Below are 21,568 nucleotides of genomic sequence, written 5' to 3'. Positions count from 1 at the left end.
GAAATCAGGACGTTAGACTCCAGCTAGTTTTTCCAGCATGGATGAGGCGATACCGAGCACCAGAAGGAAGCCGCACATGTCAGTGCAGGTGGTGAGGATAGGGCCGGAGGCGAGGGCGGGATCAACCTTCATGCGCTTCAGGAAAAGCGGAACGAGACCGCCGAGTAAAACGGAGAGAATGGTATTGAGCGAGAGCGCGGTGAAGACCACCAGGCCCAAAAATACATTCCCTTTCCAGAGGGTTGCGATGCTTCCAAGGATGAGCCCGAGCACAATGCCGTTGATGATGCCTACTGTTCCTTCCTTAATGATTACGCGCCAGTAGTCTCCGGGGCGGAGGATGCCGAGGGTGAGCTCACGGATGGAAACAGCTACCGCCTGGTTTCCCGAGCAGCCGGACATATCCGAGACGATGGGGAGAAAAACGGCAAGGGCGATAACTTCCTGCAGTGTGGCTTCGTTGGCGGCGATGATTGAGGCAGCGGCGATGTTCAGAACAATATTCGGAGCCAACCAGGAGAGTCGTTTGATACAGCGCTCGCGGAGCGGCATGGAGCGGAGTTCCTCACCGTTAACGATACCGCTGGCCTGGAGGAACATCCCGGCCTGCTCTTCCGCAGTCTCGTGCTCCACGGCATCCCGCGGTACCACGCCCAGTAGCTTTCCCGCGAGGTCCACGACCGGTAACCCAAAGTATTTTTTCTTTTCGAAAACATCCGAAAGCTCCTCCAGCGGCATGGTATCGATGACGGTAATCGGATCCGGAATCATCAGGTCCTGCACGCGAATGTGTCGCGGGGAAAGCACTAGGTCCCGTAGCCGAAGGACGCCAGTGAGCACTCCATCATCGTCCAGCACATAGAGGTATTGCACATCGCGATCGGAGTAATCCTCCGCGTGCTCGCCCAGATCGGTAATGACTTCACCCACAGTGGATTTCTGTAGAAAGGTAACTGGTCCACCCCGCATGAGGGAGCCTGCCACTCCATCGTCGTAGTCCCAGATGCGCTGCATTTCCGCGCGGTCCTCCGCATCGGAGACAGCGGCGATAATTTCCTCGGCATCCTCGTCGCTGAGTTCACGCAGGATATTCGTGCTCTCCTCGGTGGGGAGCTCGTTGAGGATTTCCGCGGCATTTTCGGAAGAAAGGCTTTCGATGATATCGACTGCCTGGGCCTCGGCCAGGTGGGAGAGGAGTTTCGCCGCATCCTCGGAGCCGAGGATCTGGATCAGCGTTTCGCTATCCGGGTAGGAAAGGCGGGACATCGCCCGGCGCTGGTCTTCCCAGTCGAGCGTCTTGATGATTTCCAGAGCAGCCGGACCGTCCCGATTTTCGATGGTAACAGAGAGAGCGCGAAGGGCTAGGGCTACGTTTTCCTTTGTCTCTACAGTCTCGGTCTCCATGCGGGCTACCTTTCACCGCTTCGTTAAGGTACGAAAGGATTTTCCCACAGGAAATCACTCAATTCCGGCATAGAGCAGGGATCAGTCGGGAAAGGCGTGATAGCGCATCGGATGTTCCTCTTCTTCCGCATGAAGCTCGGGCAGGCGATCGTTGGATTCCTGGATCTGCGTCTCCGCTGAGCCCGCATCACGGATACTGGCTACATGGAAGAGTGCGTCTCCCTCATCCGCAAGTCCTTCGTTATTGCGACCGATCACGATGCCGTCCGTGGTGGAAATAATAGGGGTTCCGTCTCCTCCACCCACGGGAGGGGCGATAATACCGAGAATATCCCCGGTAGCTACAGCCTTGCCCAGAGCGACATGTGGCACGAACAGTCCGCCGGACGGAGCTCGCTCCCAGCGGGAGCTTTTCGAAATGATTCCTTTTCCCGAGGGATGGGCCGCCTTGCTCGGCGGCAGCATTCCCATATGGCGCATGGCGGCAATAATCCCCTGTACTCCAAAGCGAATGGATGCCGCATCCAGCCGCGAGGCTTCCCCCGCCTCGTAGAGGACGAACGGTTTTTCCAGCTTGAAGGCAGATTCCCTGAAAGTACCGTCACGCAGCGGCGAGAGCATGGTGACAGGTGCAGCGAAGGCTCGACCAAGCTCCAGCGAGGAGGCGTCACCTGCCGCGATACGGAGCTGTGGCAGATTCGGCCGATTTATCGCACCGGTGTGGAGATCGATCACAGCATCACACAGCGGCAGGAATTTCTTAGTGATCGTATAAGCCAGCCGAGCTCCCTGGGAGCCTTTTTCGGAGCCCGGGAAAATGCGATTCAGATCCCGGCGATCCGGCAGGTAGCGGGTGCGGGATGTAAATGCCGGGAAATTAACGATAGGGATGGTCAGCAGTGTGCCCGAAAGCCGTTTAAGAACGGGGGAGGTGAGCAGGCGTCGGATGATCTCCGTTCCGTTGATCTCATCTCCATGCACGCATGCGGTGATGAGTAGGCATGGCCCGGGCTTCTTTCCGTGGAAAATATCGGCTGTCACGCTGAGGGGATGATTGCTCATCGTTGTGCCAGCCTGAATCGATACCAGCTGTCGCGTGCCTGGTGAGATATATTCACCGTTGATCTCAAAGGGCGGACTCTTTCTGCTACGTTTTTCCATCTGTTGTCCTTAGTTTGGTGAACTGTGATGAAAAGGTCGAGCTTGTAACAATCTTGCTCCAATTTTCCAGAAGAGGGCTCACCCGTGCGCACCAACCATGCATATTCCAGATGACTGAAAGGAAACAATTTCCCCGCATGTATTTCATTGATAACCCTACTGTTCGGTAGTGAAAATTCGATTTACACGCAAGATACGGGGAATAGCTTCAAACCTTTCCCAAGCAACCCGAACAAGACAGGACAAGAGTCAATAATCACATGATCAAATACCTCGCATCCATTTCATTTGCACTAGCTTCCGCAGCAGTCGGAGTCCATGCCGCTGAGAAGCCGAACGTCTTCTTCATTTTCACGGACGACCAGAGCTACGAAACAATCCGCGCATACGGCCTCACAGATATCGACACTCCCAATCTTGACCGCTTGGTCAACGAGGGCGCCAGCTTCAAAAAAGCATACAACATGGGTTCTTGGGCGGGTGCTGTTTGCATTGCTAGCCGGTCCTGCATGAATTCAGGATCTTTCCTTTGGAAAGCGGAAAACGCGACCAAGCAGATAGCTAAGGGAGAGCGCAAGTCATGGTCTCAAATGATGTCCGCTGCTGGTTACGAGACCTACATGACCGGTAAATGGCACGTAAAAGGCGTCAAAGTTCCCCAGGTTTTCGACCATTCGGTCAACATACAGGACGGCATGCCAAAGGCAGTCCCGTCCGGCTACAATCGCCCGAAAGACGAGGCCGATTATGAAAAAGGCTGGAAGCCATGGGACAAGGAAAACGGTGGCTACTGGGAAGGTGGTCTCCACTGGAGCGAACTTCAGGCGAACGACGCAATCGGTTTCCTTGAGGACACCGGAAAATCCGAAAAGCCTTTCTTTTTGTACCTCGCTTTCAATGCTCCCCACGATCCTCGTCAGGCCCCAAAAGAATACATCGATATGTATCCGCTGGATCGGATAAAGCTACCTGAGAACTTTCTGGAAAAATACCCCGATCAGGGTCCGAAGGGAGTGCCTATCATCCGCGATGAAAAGCTCATGCCATTTCCCCGCACCGAGTATTCGGCAAAGGTGAACCGCCAGGAATACTACGCGCTCATCACCCATATGGATGCCCAGATTGGCCGGGTGCTGGATACTCTGAAGGCTACAGGCCAAGCGGAAAATACCTACATCATCATGACTGCGGATCACGGACTCTCCGTGGGGCATCACGGACTCGTCGGGAAGCAGAACATGTATGAGGATGCCTTGTGCGCACCTTTCATCGTCTGGGGACCAGGTGTAAAAGCCGGTTTGAAGTTTGATGCTCCAATTTATCTTCAGGACGCCATGGCCACCGCGCTCGACATCGCCGGAGTGGAGAACACCGAAGGCGTGGACTATAAAAGCGTAATGCCGATCATCAATGGTGAGACGGATAAGACCTACGACAAAATCTACGGAGCATATATCGACACCCAACGCATGGTCATGCAGGGGGAATGGAAGGTGATTTCCTATCCGCAGGCCAAGGTCACCAAGCTCTTCAATATCAACAAAGACCCGATGGAAATGAATGACCTCTCAAAAAATCCCGAATTTGCGGCCAAACTCAAGGATATGACCGCACTACTGGAGACTACCATGGATGAACTGAACGATCCCATGGAAACCATCGCAAAAGCAAATTACCCGAAAGCCCTCAAAGGAAAAAAAACAGCCCATTAATATGAAGCTTCACAATTACATAGCACTTCTCAGCTCGTTCGCGTGTCTGGCACTTTCCACCACCAATGCTGCCCCTGAAAAAGGCTCAACCGCCGAAACAGATCGTTCAAAGGAATGGAACTTCATTCCCGATCCTGCGCTGCCGAATGTACTGATCCTCGGAGATTCCATCTCCATCGGCTACACACTTCAGGTCCGCTCAGAGCTGGAAGGTAAGGCCAACGTTTATCGCCCCGCGGCAAAGAACGGCAAACGTCCGGAAAACTGCAGCGGCACAATAAATGGGGTAAAACACATCGACCGATGGCTGGCCGCGGCCGAGTGGGATGTGATTCATTTCAACTGGGGCCTACACGATCTCAAACACGTTAAAACCGCCGGAACCCACGATAAATCAAATAATCCGAACGATCCCACCCAGACAACGGTGGATGTCTATACAGAGAACCTTGAAACGATCATCGGAAAGATGAAGGAGACCGGCGCGCGCCTGGTATTCGCCACAACGACTCCTGTGGTCGAGGGCACACTTGACCCGCTTCGTACTCCAGAAGCTCCGGTGGACTTCAATGCCGCGGCAGTGGAGCTCATGAAAGCGAACGATATCCGTATCAATGATCTACATGCCTTCGTCGAACCGCACCTGGCTGAATGGCAGTTGCCTCGAAATGTGCACTTCAAGCCCGAGGGCTCGGAGGCACTGGCGAGACAGGTAATCAAGGTCATCACCGAAGAACTCGACGTAGCGAAGGAAGCCAAAGAGTAACCGGCGCTGGCTGGATCTATTGCTGGAAATGCCGGTTGGACGGTTATTTCTCACCGATTATTTACCGATACAGAATTCGGAGAAGATCACGCCCAAGAGGTCTTCGGTATCGAGTTTCCCGGGGATTTCACCAAGAGCATCGAGTGCCTCGCGCAAATCGATGGCGGCAAGTTCCGGGCTGGCAGCCTCGGCTGTTAGAAGTTCCAGAGCAGCGGTAAGATTTGTCCGGGCGAGAGACAACGATGCCTGGTGGCGGGCATTGATGGCAACCGCGTGCTCACCGAAGTCTGCTTCCGCAAAATGGAGAGCGGTGCGGATCTTGTCCGAGAGGTCTCCAAAGCCATCCTCGTTCAGACAAGAGATACGGATGGCGTCCGTTTCCGCCCAGGAAGAGTGCTCCCCGAGATCCGATTTATTCAGAATGAGAAGATGGGTAGCATGATGGGATGGATAGACGGCCCGCTCAGGCTTGGGCTGGCTGGCATCGGCAATTTCCAGCAGCAAATCCGCATCCTCGATCTGGCGGACGGTGCGCTGGATACCCTGGGACTCTATAGCATCAGCGGACTCGCGCACGCCGGCGGTGTCTACCAGGCGGAGCGGGATGCCGTGGAGATTGATCACCTCCTCAATGGTATCCCGCGTGGTTCCTGCTATATCCGATACAATGGCACGCTCGAAGCCGAGAAAGCGGTTCAGCAGGGAAGACTTTCCAACATTGGGTTCCCCGAAAAGAACCGTGCGCACGCCCTCACGTAGGACGCGACCCTGATCGGCGGTGGCCAGAAGGGTATCAATGGTTTCCAGAATACCATCGATTCGTTGGCGCAGCTGGGCGGTAGTCTGTGTATCTATATCCTCATCGGGAAAGTCGATCCAAGCTTCCAAATGGGCCAGAATTTCCAGCAGTTCATCCCGAGCAGCGGTGGTGCGTTTTCCGAGGGTGCCCTCCAGCTGGGAGTGGGCGGCACGGATGGCCAGACGCGTCTGCGCGGAAATCAGGTCCATGATACCTTCCGCCTGGGTGAGGTCCATTTTCCCGTTAAGAAAGGCACGCTGGGAAAATTCACCCGGAGAAGCGTGGATGGCTCCGCATTCGAGGAAACGGGAAAGCGTCTCCCGTGTGACGAGGAGGCCGCCGTGACCAGCGAACTCGACCGTATCTTCCCCAGTAAAGGAATGGGGACCGTGGAAAACCGTCATAATGCCATCGTCAATAACGTGGCCTTCCGCATCGCGGACCTTGCAGCGACGCGCTAATCGGGGAATCACAGCAGATGCGGCGGCACCACAGGCTTTTCCTGCAATCTCTCTGGCAGCAGGGCCGGAGATGCGGATGAGGGAAATGGCTCCGGTGCCCGGCGGGCTGGCGATAGCCGCGATGGTGGTAGTGTCTGTGGCGGCCATGGTGGCGTGCGGTAGAGAAAAGTTATTGGGCGGATCCTGCCGCGGGAGCTTCTTTCCCGCCCAGACCAAGGAATTCCCAGCAAATGAAGCGCTTGATCTCTAGCTGAGGCCGCTCCTGATCATCGGACCATTCCAGCTCCACGGTAGCAGTGCGGGTCGTCGGACTATTTTGTTTGGTGCCGCGCCAGTTGATAATGGAAAGGGCACGGCCTGTTTCGGAATCCAATGGAACGTTCACACGCGCGGCATCGGTTACATTCGCGGGATCCGCAAGGCGGTAGGTGCGGGCACCTGCCACTCCCTGGCCCTTGTCCGGCACATCCTCGACAATGAGCACGCGGAATACCTCCGACTGTCCGGGATCCGGCAGCTCTACGAAGTTTCTGAACCGTCGATACTTCGTTTGAGCGTAAACTTCCCAATCTAGGAATAGTTTCCCATCTGTTCGCTTGAAGAAGGCGTGAACGCGGACGGGCTCCATGGCGAAGTTACTGACGCGCGCCATCGTGCTGAGGAGAAGATCCGCCTCATCGATACCATACTGAACTTCAAGGGTGGCGAGCGGCCGGAAGAAGTCTTTCAGGGAAAATTGCGGAGGCTGATCGTAAGTGAGCATGAAAATTCCACGTCTGCGGTCTTCCTCGGAAAGTGTCTGAACGGAGAAGGAATCGGCTGGGGTATCGGAATCGTTGATGAAATCCACTCCGCCGTAGAATGCTTCCATTTTCGAGCGGATGCCCTCCGATTCAATCACATGCGGGAGCTTTTCATCGACGTTGCTGCCTTTAACATACTGATCGAGCGTATTGAATGCGTCTTCCTGCCAACCGATGCGGATATAATTTGCCTCACGTATATCCTGCGCCTCGGGGCTCCCGGCTGTGTTCGGTGGGGTGACTTGCTTGCCCATCTGCTTTGAGATGTAGAAAACTACTGCACCACCTGCCAGGATCAGGAAAAAGAGGCCGATCATCGCCGGAATAATCCCGCTGGAGACCTTTTTACCGGTGGTCTTGACAGGAATCGTGCGCTCGGGAGGGGCGTCGCTGCCGGATGGATTACCGCGACGCGGCGGGATGGAAGCGGTCCGCGCTGTGGAAACTGGAACTTCTTGAACCGAAGGTGATTTATCCGGAACAGGAGCATGAGCGGGTTCCGGTTGGGGTTGCTGCGCAGGCTGTGGAGCTGCTACGGGTTCAGGCTGTGGCACTGGTGCAGGCGCCGCCGGTGCTAGAGGGGCGGGGGGGGCATTACTTTCCGGAGGTGGGGGAGATACAATGATGCCTTGGCAGTGAGGGCAGGGCCCGGTCGTCGAGGGAAGTTCGTAAGGGATCACAATGCGGCCGTTGCAATGGATGCATTGGAAGTCGCGTTGTTGCGGTGCTTTTGAAAAATCTGACATAGGGGAAGTATCCGTAATACGGGCCGAAGCCTGCGTTTAGTTTAGTTTGCCGAAATGACGATGTCAATGCGTGCAGGGAAACGGCAAGGAGAATGATGGTTTTACGAAGACTGAAAACCGGAGGGGTGAATATCTGCCGGTTATGCCCATGTAGAAAAATCTCACGAATGCGCAAGACAAACGGAGACAGAGACGTAACGATTTTATCGTATGACAATCATCAATAAGATCTTCCTACCGGTGGCAGGACTACTTTTGGGAACTAGTGCCATACAGGCGGCGAAGCCGAACATCATCGTAATCTACACCGACGATCAGGGATATGGCGATGTGAGCGCCCTGAATCCTGATGCGAAATTCCAGACTCCGAACCTGGACCGTCTCGCAAAAGAAGGAGTGGTTTTCACTAGGGGACACAGCCCGGATTCCGTCTGCACACCATCGCGCTACGGCTTACTTACCGGTCGTTATCCGTGGCGCACGAGCCTTAAGAGTGGAGTATTCGGCGCTGAAAGAGAGTGCATGATCGAGGACGGCAGGGAAACACTGGCCTCCCTGCTGAGGGCTAATGGTTACCACACGGGTATGGTGGGAAAATGGCATCTGGGCATGGATTTCCCCGGAACGCCGAAAAACCGCGACTGGTCGATGCCGATCAAGGACATGCCGTTGGACAAGGGTTTTGACTATTTTTACGGCATACCCGCTTCGCTGAACTTCGGGGTATTGGCTTGGTTTGAGGGACGTTACGCGGAAACTCCGCCGACATTATTTACGAACAAGAAGAAGAATCCGCGCGCTTCAGATTACCGCATCATGCCGCCCTATGAGGAATCGGCGGAAGAATCAAACGACCCTACCCGGATCGTAAAAAACGGTTTTGAAGTAGCCTCGGATTTCGTGGACAACCAGTGCCTGACGCGATTCACCGACAAGGCCATCGAGTGGATGGACGGCAAGAGTGCCGAAGCAAACGAGGGTAAGCCGTTCTTCCTGTATCTACCCTACACATCGCCCCACTATCCGGTTTGCCCGCTACCTGAATTTCAGGGGAAAGGCGAAGCGGGAGCCTATGGTGAATTCGTAATCGAGACTGATTACCACGTTGGCCGGATTATGAAATTCCTGGAGGAATCCGGGCTGGATGAAAATACCCTGATCGTCTATTCCAGCGACAACGGGCCGGAGAAATCCTGGCCTGAGCGGATCAAGGAATTCGACCACGATAGCCGTGGCGGACTAAAGGAAGGTAAGCGCTCTGTTTACGAGGGTGGGCATCGGGTCCCGTTTCTTGTTCGCTGGCCTGCGGGTATTGAAAAAGCGGGCCGTAACTGGGACAAAGCAGTGGGACAGACGGATCTAATGGCGACCTTCGCGGAGCTGGTTGGTGCAGAACTGACGGACGACGCTGGGGAGGACAGTGTGAGTTTTGCGAAAGTTTTGACTGATTCGAGTTACTCCGGTGAGCGTCTTCCATTGATCACCCATGCCAACATGGACGATGGGAACCGCTTCGCTATTACAGAGGGAGATTGGAAACTAATTCTTCCGCAAGGGAAGAGGCCGGCCGAGTTATACCACCTCGGGAAGGATCGTGCTGAAACGAATAACGTGGCGGTCGAGCATCCGGAAATGTTGCAATCAATGACAGAGAAGATCACCGATATCATTACCAACGGCCGCACAACCGTGGGAAAGGGACAAGCGAACGACACTGGCTACTGGAAAGACTTGGGATGGATCACTGAAGGGGAATATGAGGCAAAAGTGGGCGACCTCCTACCCGCCAAGGTCAACCCACCTAAGCGCAAAAAGAAATAGAACCTTCAGAAAAAATTAGCGAAAAAAGTATGAACAAAAACTTACAGCCCGGCCTATTGGCCTTTTTGATAACTAGCGTGACAGCAGTGGCGCTTGCAGCCGGTACGAAGCCGAACATCATCCTAATTATGCCGGATGATGCCGGCTATGGCGACTACGCCTGCCTGGGGAATCCGTTGATCAATACTCCGGCGGTTGATGCCTTCAAGAAGCAGAGTCTGCTGTTCACACAATTTCATGTGAGCCCGAAGTGTGGCCCTACACGAGCTGCTCTGATGAGTGGAGCCCATGAGTTCCGAAGCGGGGTCACCCACACCATCCTGGAGCGGGAAAGGATGAGCCTGGATATCACCACCATGCCGCAGGTATTGAAGACAGCCGGATATACTTCCGGTATTTTCGGTAAATGGCATTTGGGCGACGAAGCAGAGTATCGACCTGAAAGCCGTGGATTCGATGAGGTCTACATCCACGGAGCAGGCGGCATAGGCCAGACCTATTCAGGCTCCTGTGGTGACGCTCCCGGAAATACCAATATTAACCCGGCTCTTTTCCACAACGGCAAATGGGTAAAAACCAATGGCTACTGCACCGACCTGTTCTTCGGTCAGGCGGAGAAGTGGATCAAGGAGAAGGTGGATGAGAAAAAGCCATTTTTTGCCTTCATTGCGCCTAACGCGCCCCATGGACCGCACGTTTTACCAAAGGAATACTACGATCAATATGTAGGGAAACCGGGGATTTCGCCCGACCTCGCCAAATTCTACGGCATGATCGAAAATATCGACACGAATTTCGCCACGCTTCTGGATACATTGGAGAGATTGGGAATCGCCGAGAATACGCTGGTGATTTATCTGGGCAGCGACAACGGCGGGACATCCGGCGTTAAAATTTACAATGCAGGAATGAAGGGTGGCAAAATGTCTCCATATCAGGGAGGAACGCGTGTTCCATGCTTCGTTCGCTGGCCGGATGGTGGAGTTCCTGCCGATGTGGTTTCCGATAAGCTGACTGCCCACATTGATCTATTTCCAACCTTCGCCGAAATCGCCAATGCGCCAGTGGATGGGCAGCTGGAAGGGCAATTACACGGCCGGAGCATACTACCTCTGCTGAAAAATCCTGATACGGAGTGGTCTGACCGGCTGTTGATGCAGCATGTGGGTAGCTGGGCGGATGGTGAATCTGCCGCTTTCAAACACCGCGAATGCAGAGTGCAGAATAGTCGCTTCTCATTGGTGAAATATGATGAACTCTACGACATCCAGGCCGATCCGGGTGAAACCAAAAACATCGCAGCGCAGCACCCGGAGATAGTGGCCAATCTACGCGAGAGCTATGACCAGTGGTGGGAGGAAATGCAGCCGCATCTGACCAACGAAAACGTGGTCGGGCCGGAGGTGAACCCAATGAAGGTCATTTACTGGGAGCAGTTCGGCGGAGGGCCGGACAAGAACTTACTCAAGCGTATGGACCCGACGAATCGGGGCCATAAATCAATCGTCGATAAAGCAAGGGCCCGGGAAGAAAAAGGAGATGCCGTTAAGCAATAGCTTTCTCCGGTCTCGGGAAGACGTCTTCCAGTTCGGCCTTGTTCAGGTAGCCCATCAAATTCGTCCGATTGTGAACACGGGTGGCGCCCTTGAACGGGGAGCGTTGTTCCAGGAAGGCTAGAAGGTGCTCGCGGTAGCGGAAAAAATCCGGATCCGCGAAAACCTCCGCACGATCACGGGGGCGAGGGAAATCAATTTCCATGATTTCGCCCACACCTGCCTTAGGCCCGTTGGACATCATTACGCAACGGTCTGCCATGAAGATGGCTTCATCGACATCGTGGGTGACGATCAAAGCTGTAAGCTTCTCCTTAGCGAGAATATCGAGCACCACGTCCTGCAATTCCATTCGTGTGAGCGAATCCAGACGACCAAATGGTTCATCCAGAAGTAGCACGCTCGGTTTGAGGGCTATGGCCCTGGCGATACCGACCCGCTGCTGCATGCCACCGGATAGTTCCTTGGGGTATTTATGCATCGAATCCGCAAGGCCAACCACGGAGAGGGAATGCTCGACGATTTGCTTGCGCACGGCCTTGCTCTCCTTGGGGTAGCAGTTTTTCACTCCAAGCATAACGTTTCCGAAAGCGGTCAGCCACGGCATGAGGCAGGGAGCCTGAAAGACCACGGCACGGTCAGGCCCGGGTCCACTGATCTCGCGATTACCAACGATGATGCCGCCATCCGAGATATCGTTTAAACCGGCAAGCATGGTGAGCACGGTGGATTTTCCGCAGCCTGAATGGCCGATAAGTGAGATGAACTCGCCCTTGCGGATGTTGAGATTAAAATCATCCACTACCCGTATGTCATCCCCGAAAGGATTGGGGTAGGCTTTGATAAGGTGTGAGATTTCTACAAATTTGGAATGTTCTGAGTCAGCCATGGGATTAAATGGTTATGCTGCTGAGGATTTCTTCGGCTTGGCCGGTGAGGGCGCTTTGTTTTTGAGCTGAGGTCGTCCGGAAATAGGAGTGAAGTTTTTCGGGGTTACATCCGGCATGGGAACGACCCTGGTATTGGTAGCCTCCTTCGAGTCCTTGTTGAGCTTCATCATAAAAGCCGTAATTTCTGATTTCAGACGCATGAACTCAGGGTGATCGTTAAGCGTATGCCTATCGCGCGGACGTTCCATATTCACCTTGAACTCGGTGGCGAGCGTGGCAGCAGGACCCATGGTGAGTGGCACGATGCGGTCTGCCATAAGCACAGCCTCGTCCACGTCATTGGTGATCATTACCACCGTACGCTTGTCCTCTCCCCAGATGCGGAGGATTTCGTCCTGCAGATCGGAGCGGGTGAGTGCATCGAGAGCGGATAATGGCTCGTCCAATAGCAGAACTTCCGGTTTCAGTGACAATGTTCTGGCAAGAGATGCGCGCTGACGCATTCCGCCCGATAGTTCATGGGGCTTCTTGTCTCGGGCCGGTGTGAGTTTCACCATATCGATGTATCGCATGATGTTCTCCTCGCGGGCTTTTTTAGAAAGCTTCGGAAACACGGAGCGGACAGCTAGTTCGATGTTTTCGAACACCGAAAGCCACGGAAGCAGAGAGTAGTTCTGGAACATGATTCCGAGATCAGGCCCGGGCTGTTTGACTACTTTCCCGTGGACACGGACCTGGCCCTTGTCCGGCTTCTGAAGTCCGGCGAGGAGATTCATCAAGGTGGATTTTCCGGATCCGGAGAAGCCGATGACGGCGACGAATTCGTTTTCCTCCACCTTGAGGTTGATGTCCTTTAGGACTTCCGTGCGGCTGGAGACCGGACCGAATCCTACGTTTACTGAGTCTATTTCCAGGAAAGGCATAACTGATAGTGGTTTCATGGAGAATTAAGCGGTTGCTGAGCCATCATCGAATGAAACCAGGCGCTGAAGCATGATCATAATACGATCGAGGAAGAACCCGATGATACCTACCACGAAACATGCCAGGATAATGTTAGCGAAGGATTGCGAGGAGCCGTTCTGGTATTCATCCCAAACATATTTCCCCAGACCATCCGAAGAGGAGAGTGCTTCCGCAGCAATGAGAACCATCCAGCCCACACCGAGCGAAATGCGGAGGCCTGCGAAAACTAGCGGAAGAGAGGAGGGGATGACGATTTTGAAAAGGCGCGACCAGAAACCCAGACGAAGCACTTTGGCAACGTTCATGTGATCCTTGTCGATCGCGGAGACTCCCAGAGCTGTATTTACCAATGCAGGCCAGAGGGCGCACATGGCCACTGTGCAGGCGGAGAAGATCATGGCGGGGTTAGTCTGCAGAAATGAGAGCGGGTTCGCGTTCGCATTCATGAAGACGAAGAGCGGATGTGTTTCCGGATCAGGGAAAAAGGCACCGACCACGATCTGGAAAATAAGGAGCCACACAACGGGAGAAACCGGACGGAAAATCGAAATGATCGGTGTAAAGCAGGCCATGACGACCCGGTTGAGTCCGCACATGATACCGACCGGGATAGCGACGGCTGCCGCGATGACGAAGCCAACGAAAACGGTAGCGAGCGATCGCTTGGTCTGCCAGAAAATCGTAGCAGCACGTGGGTATTTCTGCTCATCCGTCCGGACAGCCGCTTCCTCATAGCGTGCAGCGGATTTGGCGAACTTGAGCGCATCTTTTCCGGTGGCTGCAGTGGCCAGGCTTTCTTCCGCTTCTTTTGCCTTGGTCAAGGCCTCGGTTTTTTTGACCTCACGGTTACCTTTGGTCAGGTAGTCGATGACTTTTTTGAAATGCTGAACCTCGTCAGCTACTTTATTTGCTGCCAGCTGGGACTCTTTGATAGCTTCCGGTGGATTTGCGCGAATCTCGTCGATTTCAGTGGCAATCACCTTCAGCTCGTCCTTTTCCTCATCGGTTTGCTCTCCGTCCAATCGGATGGCTTTGACCAGTTGATCGGATGAGACACCTTCTGTAGCGACTTTTTCAGCAAGGACAGCAATGGCTTCCTTCCGTTTTGTTTGGTCGGCTTTGTAGTCCGCCTTGAGGGCATCATATTTCTTTTGAACAGGTGCTATTTCCGCTTTCACCAGATCCCGCGATTCCTGAGCTACCGTTACGGCTTCATCCTGAAGGCGAATCTTTTCCTTCTCCAGTCGGGCTAGCTCGACCTCGGTTTCATTTATGGCTTCAAGGCGGTTTTGCCCCGTTAGATTGAATGCTTCTTGCTTCTCGTCCTCGCGCTCGGCGAATCGCTTACTATTTTCGCCTGCATCCCATACTTTTATAGGTGTGGGAGCCTCACCGGATTTAGTCTTATGCTTTGGTGCTACCACATCCCATATAAAGAAACAGATGAGAACAAAGATGATCGGCAGAATCATGTATTTCGCTATGTCTTCGATCTGCTTTTTGGGCTCTTCCTTAAAGGCAAGCCGAACAACCGGATCGAATACTTTGAAGCCGCTGACATCTATGACTTTGAGAAGTCCGTATTTAAACTTATCTGTACCTTTCTGGGCCATGATCTTAAAGTGTGGAAATGAGTGCCCGAATGAGGGCGATATGATTTTGTTATAGCAGGGAGCCGGCCAAGAATATCCCGGCCGACTCCAGATTTATATGAGAGTTGGAAACCCTTATTGGTCAGCAAGTGCGGCGTCGTCCTTGTTGCCGATTTTGTGACTATTGAGGTATTCGATCGGCTTCTTGCCATCGTATTCGATTCCATCAATGAAGTCGGAAGTGGCTTCTTTGTAGCCATCGTAATCTTCAGCGGGTACTTCGTCTGCGGTAATAGCGCCTTCTTCGATGAGAGAGGCTGCCGCCGCTTTGTAAACCTCGGGAAGGTAGACCTTCTCAGCAACTTCCTTATACCATGAAGCAGGTTTTGCTTCGGTAATTTGACCCCAGCGACGCATTTGGGTAAGGAACCAGATTCCGTCGGAGTAGTGAGGGTAGGATGCGTGGTATTTGAAGAATACGTTGAAGTCAGGCATCTCGCGTTTATCGGTTCTCTGGAAGAAGAAGTAACCGGTCATGGAGTTTTTGATGAGATCGAAGTCAGCACCAACATAGTTCGGCTGGGAAAGGATACGGCATGCTTCCTCACGGTTCACGAGCTTACCGTCTTCTTCCGCATCAAGCCATTTGCCGGCTTTGATGAGAGCTTTGGTGACAGCGATGAGTGTTTGTGGATTTTCATCCGCCCATGCTTTAGTAACACCGAAAACTTTTTCCGGGTTATTTTTCCAGATATCATAATTGGTAACAACCGGAACGCCGATATTCTTCGCTACCGCCTGCTGGTTCCATGGTTCACCAACGCAGTAGGCAACATTTTTTCCTGACTCCAGAGTGGCAGGCATTTGTGGCGGAGGAGTGGTGGAGAGCTCGATATCACCGTCTGTGAACCCTTTGAGATCGGTGGAGGTGTAGAAGCCAGGATTGATATCTGCAGCTGCAAGCCAGTAGCGGAACTCGTAGTTATGGGTGGAAACCGGGAAAACCATCCCCATCGGAAGCTTTTTACCTTCTTCCTTAGCCTCTGTAACAATTGGTTTCAGGGACTCGGCGGAGATTGGATGCTCAGGAGTATCGGTATCGAGAGCTGGATCATTTTCCTGCATCTGCTCCCAGATGGCATTGGAAACGGTAATGGCGTTACCATTGAGATCGAGGGTGTAGGGAGTGACAATGTGTGACTTGGTACCGAATCCGATGGTGGCCGCAATTGGCTGACCGGAAAGCATGTGGGCGCCATCGAGTTCGCCAGTGATTACGTTGTCGAGAAGTTGTTTCCAGTTCGGCTGGGCTATAACCTCCACCTGAAGACCTTCTTCATCGAAAAAGCCTTTTTCCTTGGCGATGACAATAGGCGCGCAATCGGTGAGCTTGATGAAGCCGAATTTCAGTGTGTCTTTTTCAACGTCGAGTTGCTCGGCGTGAGCGAGGCTACTGGCTAGAGCAGCGGTTACGATAATGGTTTGGATACGCATGTGATTTATAAGTTTTGAGTCTCATGCTATCAAGCGGCGGGCGTGCCAGCGGAATGTTGGTGGAAAAGAATCACGCGCATACGTGCTCATTCCTTTGATGAGGATAACTCATGCCCGGCCGGAGTTGGCCGCCATGTAGATATCTTCCCGGTAAAGACGGGACAGGGAACCTCCTGCAGAGGAGTCAGGAAGAGAGCCGGAACTGCGCAACCCCGCGAGCATCCAGGAGGCCTTGTCCGTGGAAGGCCTGTTCACGGAATCGCCGTGAAACATATGAAAGGAGCTTGCTGAAATATTAGCCGTCCCGGTGTAGAACGTATCGTTCAGACTGTTCCGTAATATCTCTTTTGAAGCAGCGGTGTACTTTTTCTCGGCAAGGATAGAAATCAGGTCTTCGCGGAAATCAGGGTCCTGACAGATTTTGCAACTCTCGATCAACGCGGCGACAAGCTTGATGGAGTCTTCCTTTCTGTTCTGAAGGAATTCTCCAGCTAACAGCAGAACCTTTTCCGGATGCCCATAGGATAGATTTGAAGAGGTGACCGGACTCCATCCGTAGCCACCGAGAATGGCTTCGGAATTGTAAGGTTCGCCAACGCAATACCCGTCGATATGGCCGGATTTCAGGTGCCGTGGCATCAACTGGGGCGGAAGGAAAATAATTTCAATATCCGTATCGGACAAACCATGACGCTTGATCCAAGTGTGAAGCAGAACATTGTGGGAGGAGAAACGATGAGTCGCAGCAAGCGTGAACGGTCTGGTTTTCTTCCACCCCCTTTCGAGGTATTTTTTGAGACCGGAACCATCGCCAATAGCTTCCCAAGGGAGGTCAGTTGATAAAGTGATAGCGTTCCCGTGTAGATTCAAAATCAGCGGAACCGCAACCTCACACCGTAGATCGGTGAGGCCGAAGCCAAGGGCGAAGGCGATGCCGGCGATCGACTCAGCAGCATCGAGATCCCCGTAAAAAAGGCGATCCCGGACTGTGGCCCATCCCAATTCCCTGTGTAGAACCACGTCCAATCCATATTTGGAAAAAATCCCCATTTCCTGCGCCACAGCAAGAGGTGCGCAATCAGTTAGGGGCACATAGCCCAGGCTGATAGAGTGCGATCGTCTTGAAGCGAAGTTACTTGGTCTCATTTCTTTGCTGGTAAGCGTTTACAATGCCAAATCTTCATCTTTGGCATAAGCGGTGCTTCTAGCAGAGCAGCACTTCGATGAAATACAGTAATTATGGAATGGGTACCCGATTTAAGACAACTTAGGGCACTCGTTGCAGTAGCGGAGGAGGGGAGCTTCACTCTTGCTGCCAAGAAACTCTTTGTTACCCAATCAGCTGTAAGTCATTCATTACGAACGCTCGAGGAGCAACTGAACTGTAGGTTACTTGATCGTTCCGGTAAGAAGGTGGCGGTTACATCAGAAGGTGAATTATTGCTCCACCGGTGTAAGCGTGTACTACACGAACTAGATCAGGCAACCTGTGATCTGGACGGGCTGAGAAGATGGGGCCAGACGCGGATCCGTGTCGGAGCTCCACATAGCCTTTGCCACTTCATAATTCCCAGCGTCCTGAGGGAATTCCGCGATTGTTTTCCCCGCTGCGAGCCCCATATCGAAGCAGGTGATACAGACGCCCTGCTGGACAGATTATCGAAAGGCGAACTGGATCTGGTGGTTGGACTCAAGCCGAAGAATCATGGAAATGACGGCTATCGCCCGATGTTCAGCGATCGTCTGGCATTCGTGATATCCCCGTTCCATCCTTGGGCTGCGAAAGAAGATCAAATGGTCGAAACACTTGGTGAGCAACAGTTCATCATCTACTCGAAGGCTACTGAAACACATCGATTGATTGAATCATGGCTTTCCAAGATTGGCGGTCGCATCAAGGCCCCTCTCGTTCTCGGCGATATGCAGGCTATCAAAGAGATGGCAAAATTAGGAACCGGTGTTGGTTTGGTCGCCTCGTGGGTGGCGGCAAAGGAGATTGCGGATGGCACACTACGTGCCGTGGAGATTCCCGGGCCCGAAATGAACCGTGACTGGGGTGTTTTCCACTCCTCACAGCGCGAACCAAGTTTGGTGGAAGAGGCCTTCATAGGTCTTTGCGAAATGGCATTTGAAAATATGCCACGCTGAATTTCCTTCAAACCTTCATATAAAAGAACCCCGCTACCTTTCGGTAACGGGGCGCTGAAACAACAACCATCAGAGAATTTATTTTCTAGAACTTATAATTAAGTTCTACCGATGCACGGGTTGTGGTTGGCACCGCGGTAGCGGTATTACTCTCGGACTCAAAGTGCGCTACCTTGAGGATTCCGGTAAAGTGATCGTCGAATTTCTTGGCGAGCACCGAATCGATTTCCCAGCCACGGCCGGCATCAACAGCGTTATCACCGTAGATGTGGACGGAATTCGTCATTTTGATTCCGGCAAAGAGTGGAAGCGAGTGACTGATGTAGGCGTCGGTCAGACCACCTGTGCCACCGAATAAACGCTGAAGGAGGAATGCGTCCGCATATCCATTGAATGCGTGAACCGTAGCAAGCGGTGTCCGGAAATCCGCTGAAAGATATTCCACACCAGCTGTAACCGACTGATCACCAAGTGCCTTGGTAAGCGATACGTGCGCGTAATCAGCGTGCTGCTTGTTTCCCGCACCATCAATCACGTGATCCTGGAACGCGTATTCACCGTAATAAGCTAAACCGTAGAGGTCGGTCTTAACGAATCCGCCGTAGGTATTGTTGTCGAACGCCTGTATGGAATCGAAATCCATGATGTAGGCATAAGCGCCAAGGGTCACACCCTCGAAACCACTGTAGGTTGCGTTAAACAGATGAATACTGGTCGTATCGTAATCAAAGTTGGGAACCGTCGTTTCACTTCCGAAAATGCGGTTTACCTGATTGATATACGCGTAATTGAAGGTGAAGCCGGTAAGTGCCTTTGAGCTGAAGGAAATAGCATCGTAAGTCTGTTCGTTCTGGCGCCAGCCGACGTTTCCGATGAAGGCGGCATTATCATAAATGATCCGTTGACGCCCAACCCGGAACATGGTGTCGAATCCGTCATATTGGATATAACCTTGATTTAGTTCGTTGGTTTCAGGGTCGTTGATCGGTGTATTTCCAGGAGTCACAGGAGGGGCGCCACCGCCGCCATTGTAATCGTCCAACGGTGTTTGGGTAAACTCACCTTCGATGAAGGCACTGAAACCATTCCATTCCTGAGTCTGTAAGCCGAGACGCTCACGCAGAGTAAACGCGTGGGAGGCATCCAAACCGTCCGCAACTCCGAACTCGTAACGTGCACGGATATCAATCGTAGGTTTAATCCAGTATTCCGCCGCCGGGGCAGTTGCAATCTCTTCGCTCGGAGGACCCGCGTAGGCAAGTCCCGGTGCTAATAGTAGTGTGGCTAATTTTTTCATATGTTCGTTCGTGTCTCCCGCTAGGAGCTAGGTTGGTAGAAGCCACTTCCTGGCCAACCACAACTACGACGAACCATATTCCGGTGAAGATGATTTCCGCGTCAAATGAGCGATAATCATATAACTACTCAGCCTCCAAAAACTCCACAAGGTCGATGCGGGCTTTTTTAAGATCGGAGGGATTTAAATAGAACATGTGGCCGGCATCGTAATATTTGAACGAGATATTTTTCCTGATGGCCTTGGAGAAGCCTGAAGCTTGCCTGAAGCTATACTCCATACCTTCGGGCGGCGTCGCCAGATCGGTGTACGCACCCATTACCAAAACCTTCATCTTCGGATTATCACGCAGCGCATCCTCCAGCCTGTCTGTGACATTTGTGATCTTGTTTCCTGAACCGTAGTCCCAAGGACCGACGGATGTGAGCACCTCATAGGGTTGCTTCTCGATCCAGCCCAAATCATTCCCCAGATAGGAGAGCATCGCAGTGGAGAATGCACCAAGCGCCAAGGAGTAGGATGGATCATATTCAGCATACTCGGCCGTCGTGTCGTTTGCATCCCACGCCACCCTTGAATCGAATCGGCCGATCACTTTTCCCTCATCACGCAGCAACTCTGCGCGGAACTCGAAGGGATGAATCCTGAGGTTTTCACGTTTCCAGATATCTGCGGATATCCCGGTCAACTCACCCAACCTTTCCGCGATTCTAGTCTTCTCGTCTTCACCGATATCCGCGCCTTTCAGCAATGCCACCGCATAACCCCCGAATGCGAAATTCTTCGCCGCTTCTAGAATTTTATCCCTATCGCCGGAAATTTTTCCGTGATGGAGCGCCGTCGTTGCGTATGCGGGGAGAAATACCTGATCGGAAAGCAGACTACCCTGTGACGAGACGATCGTTCTGAAATCAAGCAATGAGGATAGCAATACAACGCCGTTCATACTCATTCCGAATTCATCCTGTAAGTGCTTCGCTAGCCCAGCGGCGCGCACGCCTCCGTAGGATTCTCCGCACAGATACTTTGGCGAAGCCCAGCGTTTGTTCTCCGTTATCCAGATACGTATAAAATCTCCGACAGACGAAATATCGGATTCCAGCCCGTGAAAGTCGCGTTCCTTGTTTTTTCCCTCCGCACGACTGTAACCGGTGGATACAGGATCAATAAATACGAGGTCGCATTTATCAAGTAGGCTGAATTCATTCTCAATAAGGCGGGCAGGGGGGGTGATCGGAATCGTGCCATCACCCTCGAAATTGATCCGTTTCGGGCCGAGTATGCCAAGATGCAACCAGACCGATGAGGAACCCGGGCCGCCATTGAAAGCAAACATTACAGGACGCTCTTCAGCGTCCTCGATATCCCGTTTCACGTAGCTGATACTGAAAATCGAAGCAATTCCATCGCCCTTGTCATCTTCAAGAAGAGTTTTCGACGTGGTTACCGTATAGGGAATCTCGACTCCATCAATTGTGACCGAACCGTCCTTTGAGACCGGTGGAGGAGTTTCCTTTTTGCTTTGGGACTTTTTTTCCGGCTCTTTCTCAGGAGCCTGTTCTTCGGAAAAAGCATTCGTAAAAGGAATCAGGACCAGCGAGAGGATCAAAAAAGTGCGAAACATCGTGGAGGACGTTAGACTCATCCACAGAACTTTCCATCACTGAAATTTCATCTTTATCAGCACTCAAAGATCCAGCTTAGCAAGCTTTGAAGAATTTCTGAGAAAATCTTGAGGTCGGTGTAATCAGAGCAGATGCCAATTTCGTTTCTGTAAGGATTTTCACATGGTGGAAATCGGAGCTAAAAATATCCGATAGAGATCGGGACGGGCAAACTTGTTCGATGCGTCCGGATTTCCGAAAGCTCGTGTTCAAGAAATCACGCGACTATCGAAGCACCTGAGTGCGATCTTCCTGTGTTGGCTGATTACCGACAATTCCGGTCCTCGGATG

Annotated in this window: 16 protein-coding genes; 5 read left to right on the top strand and 11 right to left on the bottom strand. The window is 52.7% G+C overall.

Annotated elements, in window-relative coordinates; all coding sequences use genetic code 11:
* Nucleotides 1-12 precede the first annotated feature (12 nt).
* Nucleotides 13-1,404, bottom strand: a complete 1,392-nt coding sequence (gene mgtE / locus AAGA79_RS07595; RefSeq protein ID WP_411828172.1) for a magnesium transporter — start codon at nucleotides 1,402-1,404, stop codon at nucleotides 13-15.
* 81 nt (nucleotides 1,405-1,485) lie between these two features.
* Nucleotides 1,486-2,565, bottom strand: a complete 1,080-nt coding sequence (locus tag AAGA79_RS07590) for a succinylglutamate desuccinylase/aspartoacylase family protein (RefSeq protein WP_411828171.1) — start codon at nucleotides 2,563-2,565, stop codon at nucleotides 1,486-1,488.
* A 260-nt stretch (nucleotides 2,566-2,825) separates the two neighbouring features.
* On the opposite strand from AAGA79_RS07590, the gene AAGA79_RS07585 reads away from it, so the two are divergent.
* Both AAGA79_RS07585 and AAGA79_RS07580 read left to right on the top strand, forming a co-directional pair.
* Entirely contained in the window at nucleotides 2,826-4,277 is a 1,452-nt protein-coding gene (locus AAGA79_RS07585) for a sulfatase-like hydrolase/transferase (RefSeq protein WP_411828170.1), read from the top strand.
* Nucleotide 4,278: 1 nt separating this feature from the next.
* The gene (locus tag AAGA79_RS07580; RefSeq protein WP_411828169.1) at nucleotides 4,279-5,043 is read left to right on the top strand and encodes an SGNH/GDSL hydrolase family protein; all 765 of its coding nucleotides are present in this window, start codon (nucleotides 4,279-4,281) and stop codon (nucleotides 5,041-5,043) included.
* A 57-nt stretch (nucleotides 5,044-5,100) separates the two neighbouring features.
* Here AAGA79_RS07580 and mnmE read toward each other — a convergent pair whose 3' ends face one another.
* Together mnmE and AAGA79_RS07570 are read right to left on the bottom strand one after the other, a co-directional pair.
* Nucleotides 5,101-6,450: a tRNA uridine-5-carboxymethylaminomethyl(34) synthesis GTPase MnmE gene (mnmE, locus tag AAGA79_RS07575; protein WP_411828168.1), complete on the bottom strand. Its 1,350-nt coding sequence runs from the start codon at nucleotides 6,448-6,450 to the stop codon at nucleotides 5,101-5,103.
* Between the two features lie 22 nt (nucleotides 6,451-6,472).
* Complete coding sequence (locus tag AAGA79_RS07570) at nucleotides 6,473-7,660, bottom strand: hypothetical protein (protein ID WP_411828167.1); 1,188 nt, start codon at nucleotides 7,658-7,660, stop codon at nucleotides 6,473-6,475.
* Nucleotides 7,661-8,062: 402 nt separating this feature from the next.
* On the opposite strand from AAGA79_RS07570, the gene AAGA79_RS07565 reads away from it, so the two are divergent.
* Together AAGA79_RS07565 and AAGA79_RS07560 are read left to right on the top strand one after the other, a co-directional pair.
* The gene (locus AAGA79_RS07565; protein ID WP_411828166.1) at nucleotides 8,063-9,673 is read left to right on the top strand and encodes a sulfatase family protein; all 1,611 of its coding nucleotides are present in this window, start codon (nucleotides 8,063-8,065) and stop codon (nucleotides 9,671-9,673) included.
* A 29-nt stretch (nucleotides 9,674-9,702) separates the two neighbouring features.
* Nucleotides 9,703-11,229 carry an arylsulfatase gene (locus AAGA79_RS07560; RefSeq protein WP_411828165.1) on the top strand — a complete coding sequence of 509 codons (1,527 nt, stop codon included), beginning with the start codon at nucleotides 9,703-9,705 and terminating at the stop codon, nucleotides 11,227-11,229.
* Here AAGA79_RS07560 and AAGA79_RS07555 read toward each other — a convergent pair.
* From AAGA79_RS07555 to AAGA79_RS07535, 5 genes are all read right to left on the bottom strand, one after another.
* Nucleotides 11,219-12,115, bottom strand: coding sequence for an ABC transporter ATP-binding protein (locus AAGA79_RS07555; protein ID WP_411828164.1), 897 nt, complete (start codon nucleotides 12,113-12,115; stop codon nucleotides 11,219-11,221). The genes AAGA79_RS07560 and AAGA79_RS07555 overlap by 11 nt on opposite strands.
* A 12-nt stretch (nucleotides 12,116-12,127) precedes the next feature.
* The gene (locus AAGA79_RS07550; RefSeq protein WP_411828163.1) at nucleotides 12,128-13,057 is read right to left on the bottom strand and encodes an ABC transporter ATP-binding protein; all 930 of its coding nucleotides are present in this window, start codon (nucleotides 13,055-13,057) and stop codon (nucleotides 12,128-12,130) included.
* 6 nt (nucleotides 13,058-13,063) lie between these two features.
* A complete protein-coding gene (locus tag AAGA79_RS07545) occupies nucleotides 13,064-14,695 on the bottom strand; it encodes an ABC transporter permease subunit (RefSeq protein ID WP_411828162.1) in 1,632 nt (543 codons plus the stop codon).
* 114 nt (nucleotides 14,696-14,809) lie between these two features.
* Nucleotides 14,810-16,168 (bottom strand): CmpA/NrtA family ABC transporter substrate-binding protein, encoded by a 1,359-nt coding sequence (locus tag AAGA79_RS07540; RefSeq protein WP_411828161.1) that lies wholly within the window; start codon nucleotides 16,166-16,168, stop codon nucleotides 14,810-14,812.
* A 108-nt stretch (nucleotides 16,169-16,276) separates the two neighbouring features.
* Entirely contained in the window at nucleotides 16,277-17,314 is a 1,038-nt protein-coding gene (locus AAGA79_RS07535) for a CmpA/NrtA family ABC transporter substrate-binding protein (RefSeq protein ID WP_411828160.1), read from the bottom strand.
* A gap of 93 nt (nucleotides 17,315-17,407) precedes the next feature.
* On the opposite strand from AAGA79_RS07535, the gene AAGA79_RS07530 reads away from it, so the two are divergent.
* Nucleotides 17,408-18,316 carry a LysR family transcriptional regulator gene (locus tag AAGA79_RS07530; RefSeq protein ID WP_411828159.1) on the top strand — a complete coding sequence of 303 codons (909 nt, stop codon included), beginning with the start codon at nucleotides 17,408-17,410 and terminating at the stop codon, nucleotides 18,314-18,316.
* An 85-nt stretch (nucleotides 18,317-18,401) separates the two neighbouring features.
* Here the strand turns inward: AAGA79_RS07530 and AAGA79_RS07525 are convergent, their stop codons facing one another.
* Complete coding sequence (locus AAGA79_RS07525; protein WP_411828158.1) at nucleotides 18,402-19,613, bottom strand: alginate export family protein; 1,212 nt, start codon at nucleotides 19,611-19,613, stop codon at nucleotides 18,402-18,404.
* Nucleotides 19,614-19,737: 124 nt separating this feature from the next.
* Nucleotides 19,738-21,258: a S10 family peptidase gene (locus tag AAGA79_RS07520; protein ID WP_411828157.1), complete on the bottom strand. Its 1,521-nt coding sequence runs from the start codon at nucleotides 21,256-21,258 to the stop codon at nucleotides 19,738-19,740.
* Nucleotides 21,259-21,568 lie beyond the last annotated feature (310 nt).

Origin of the sequence: Luteolibacter sp. AS25 (assembly GCF_046736275.1) — a bacterium.
In the GTDB taxonomy this organism is placed as follows: Bacteria; Verrucomicrobiota; Verrucomicrobiia; order Verrucomicrobiales; family Akkermansiaceae; genus Luteolibacter.
This window is presented reverse-complemented; position numbering and strand designations above follow the sequence as displayed.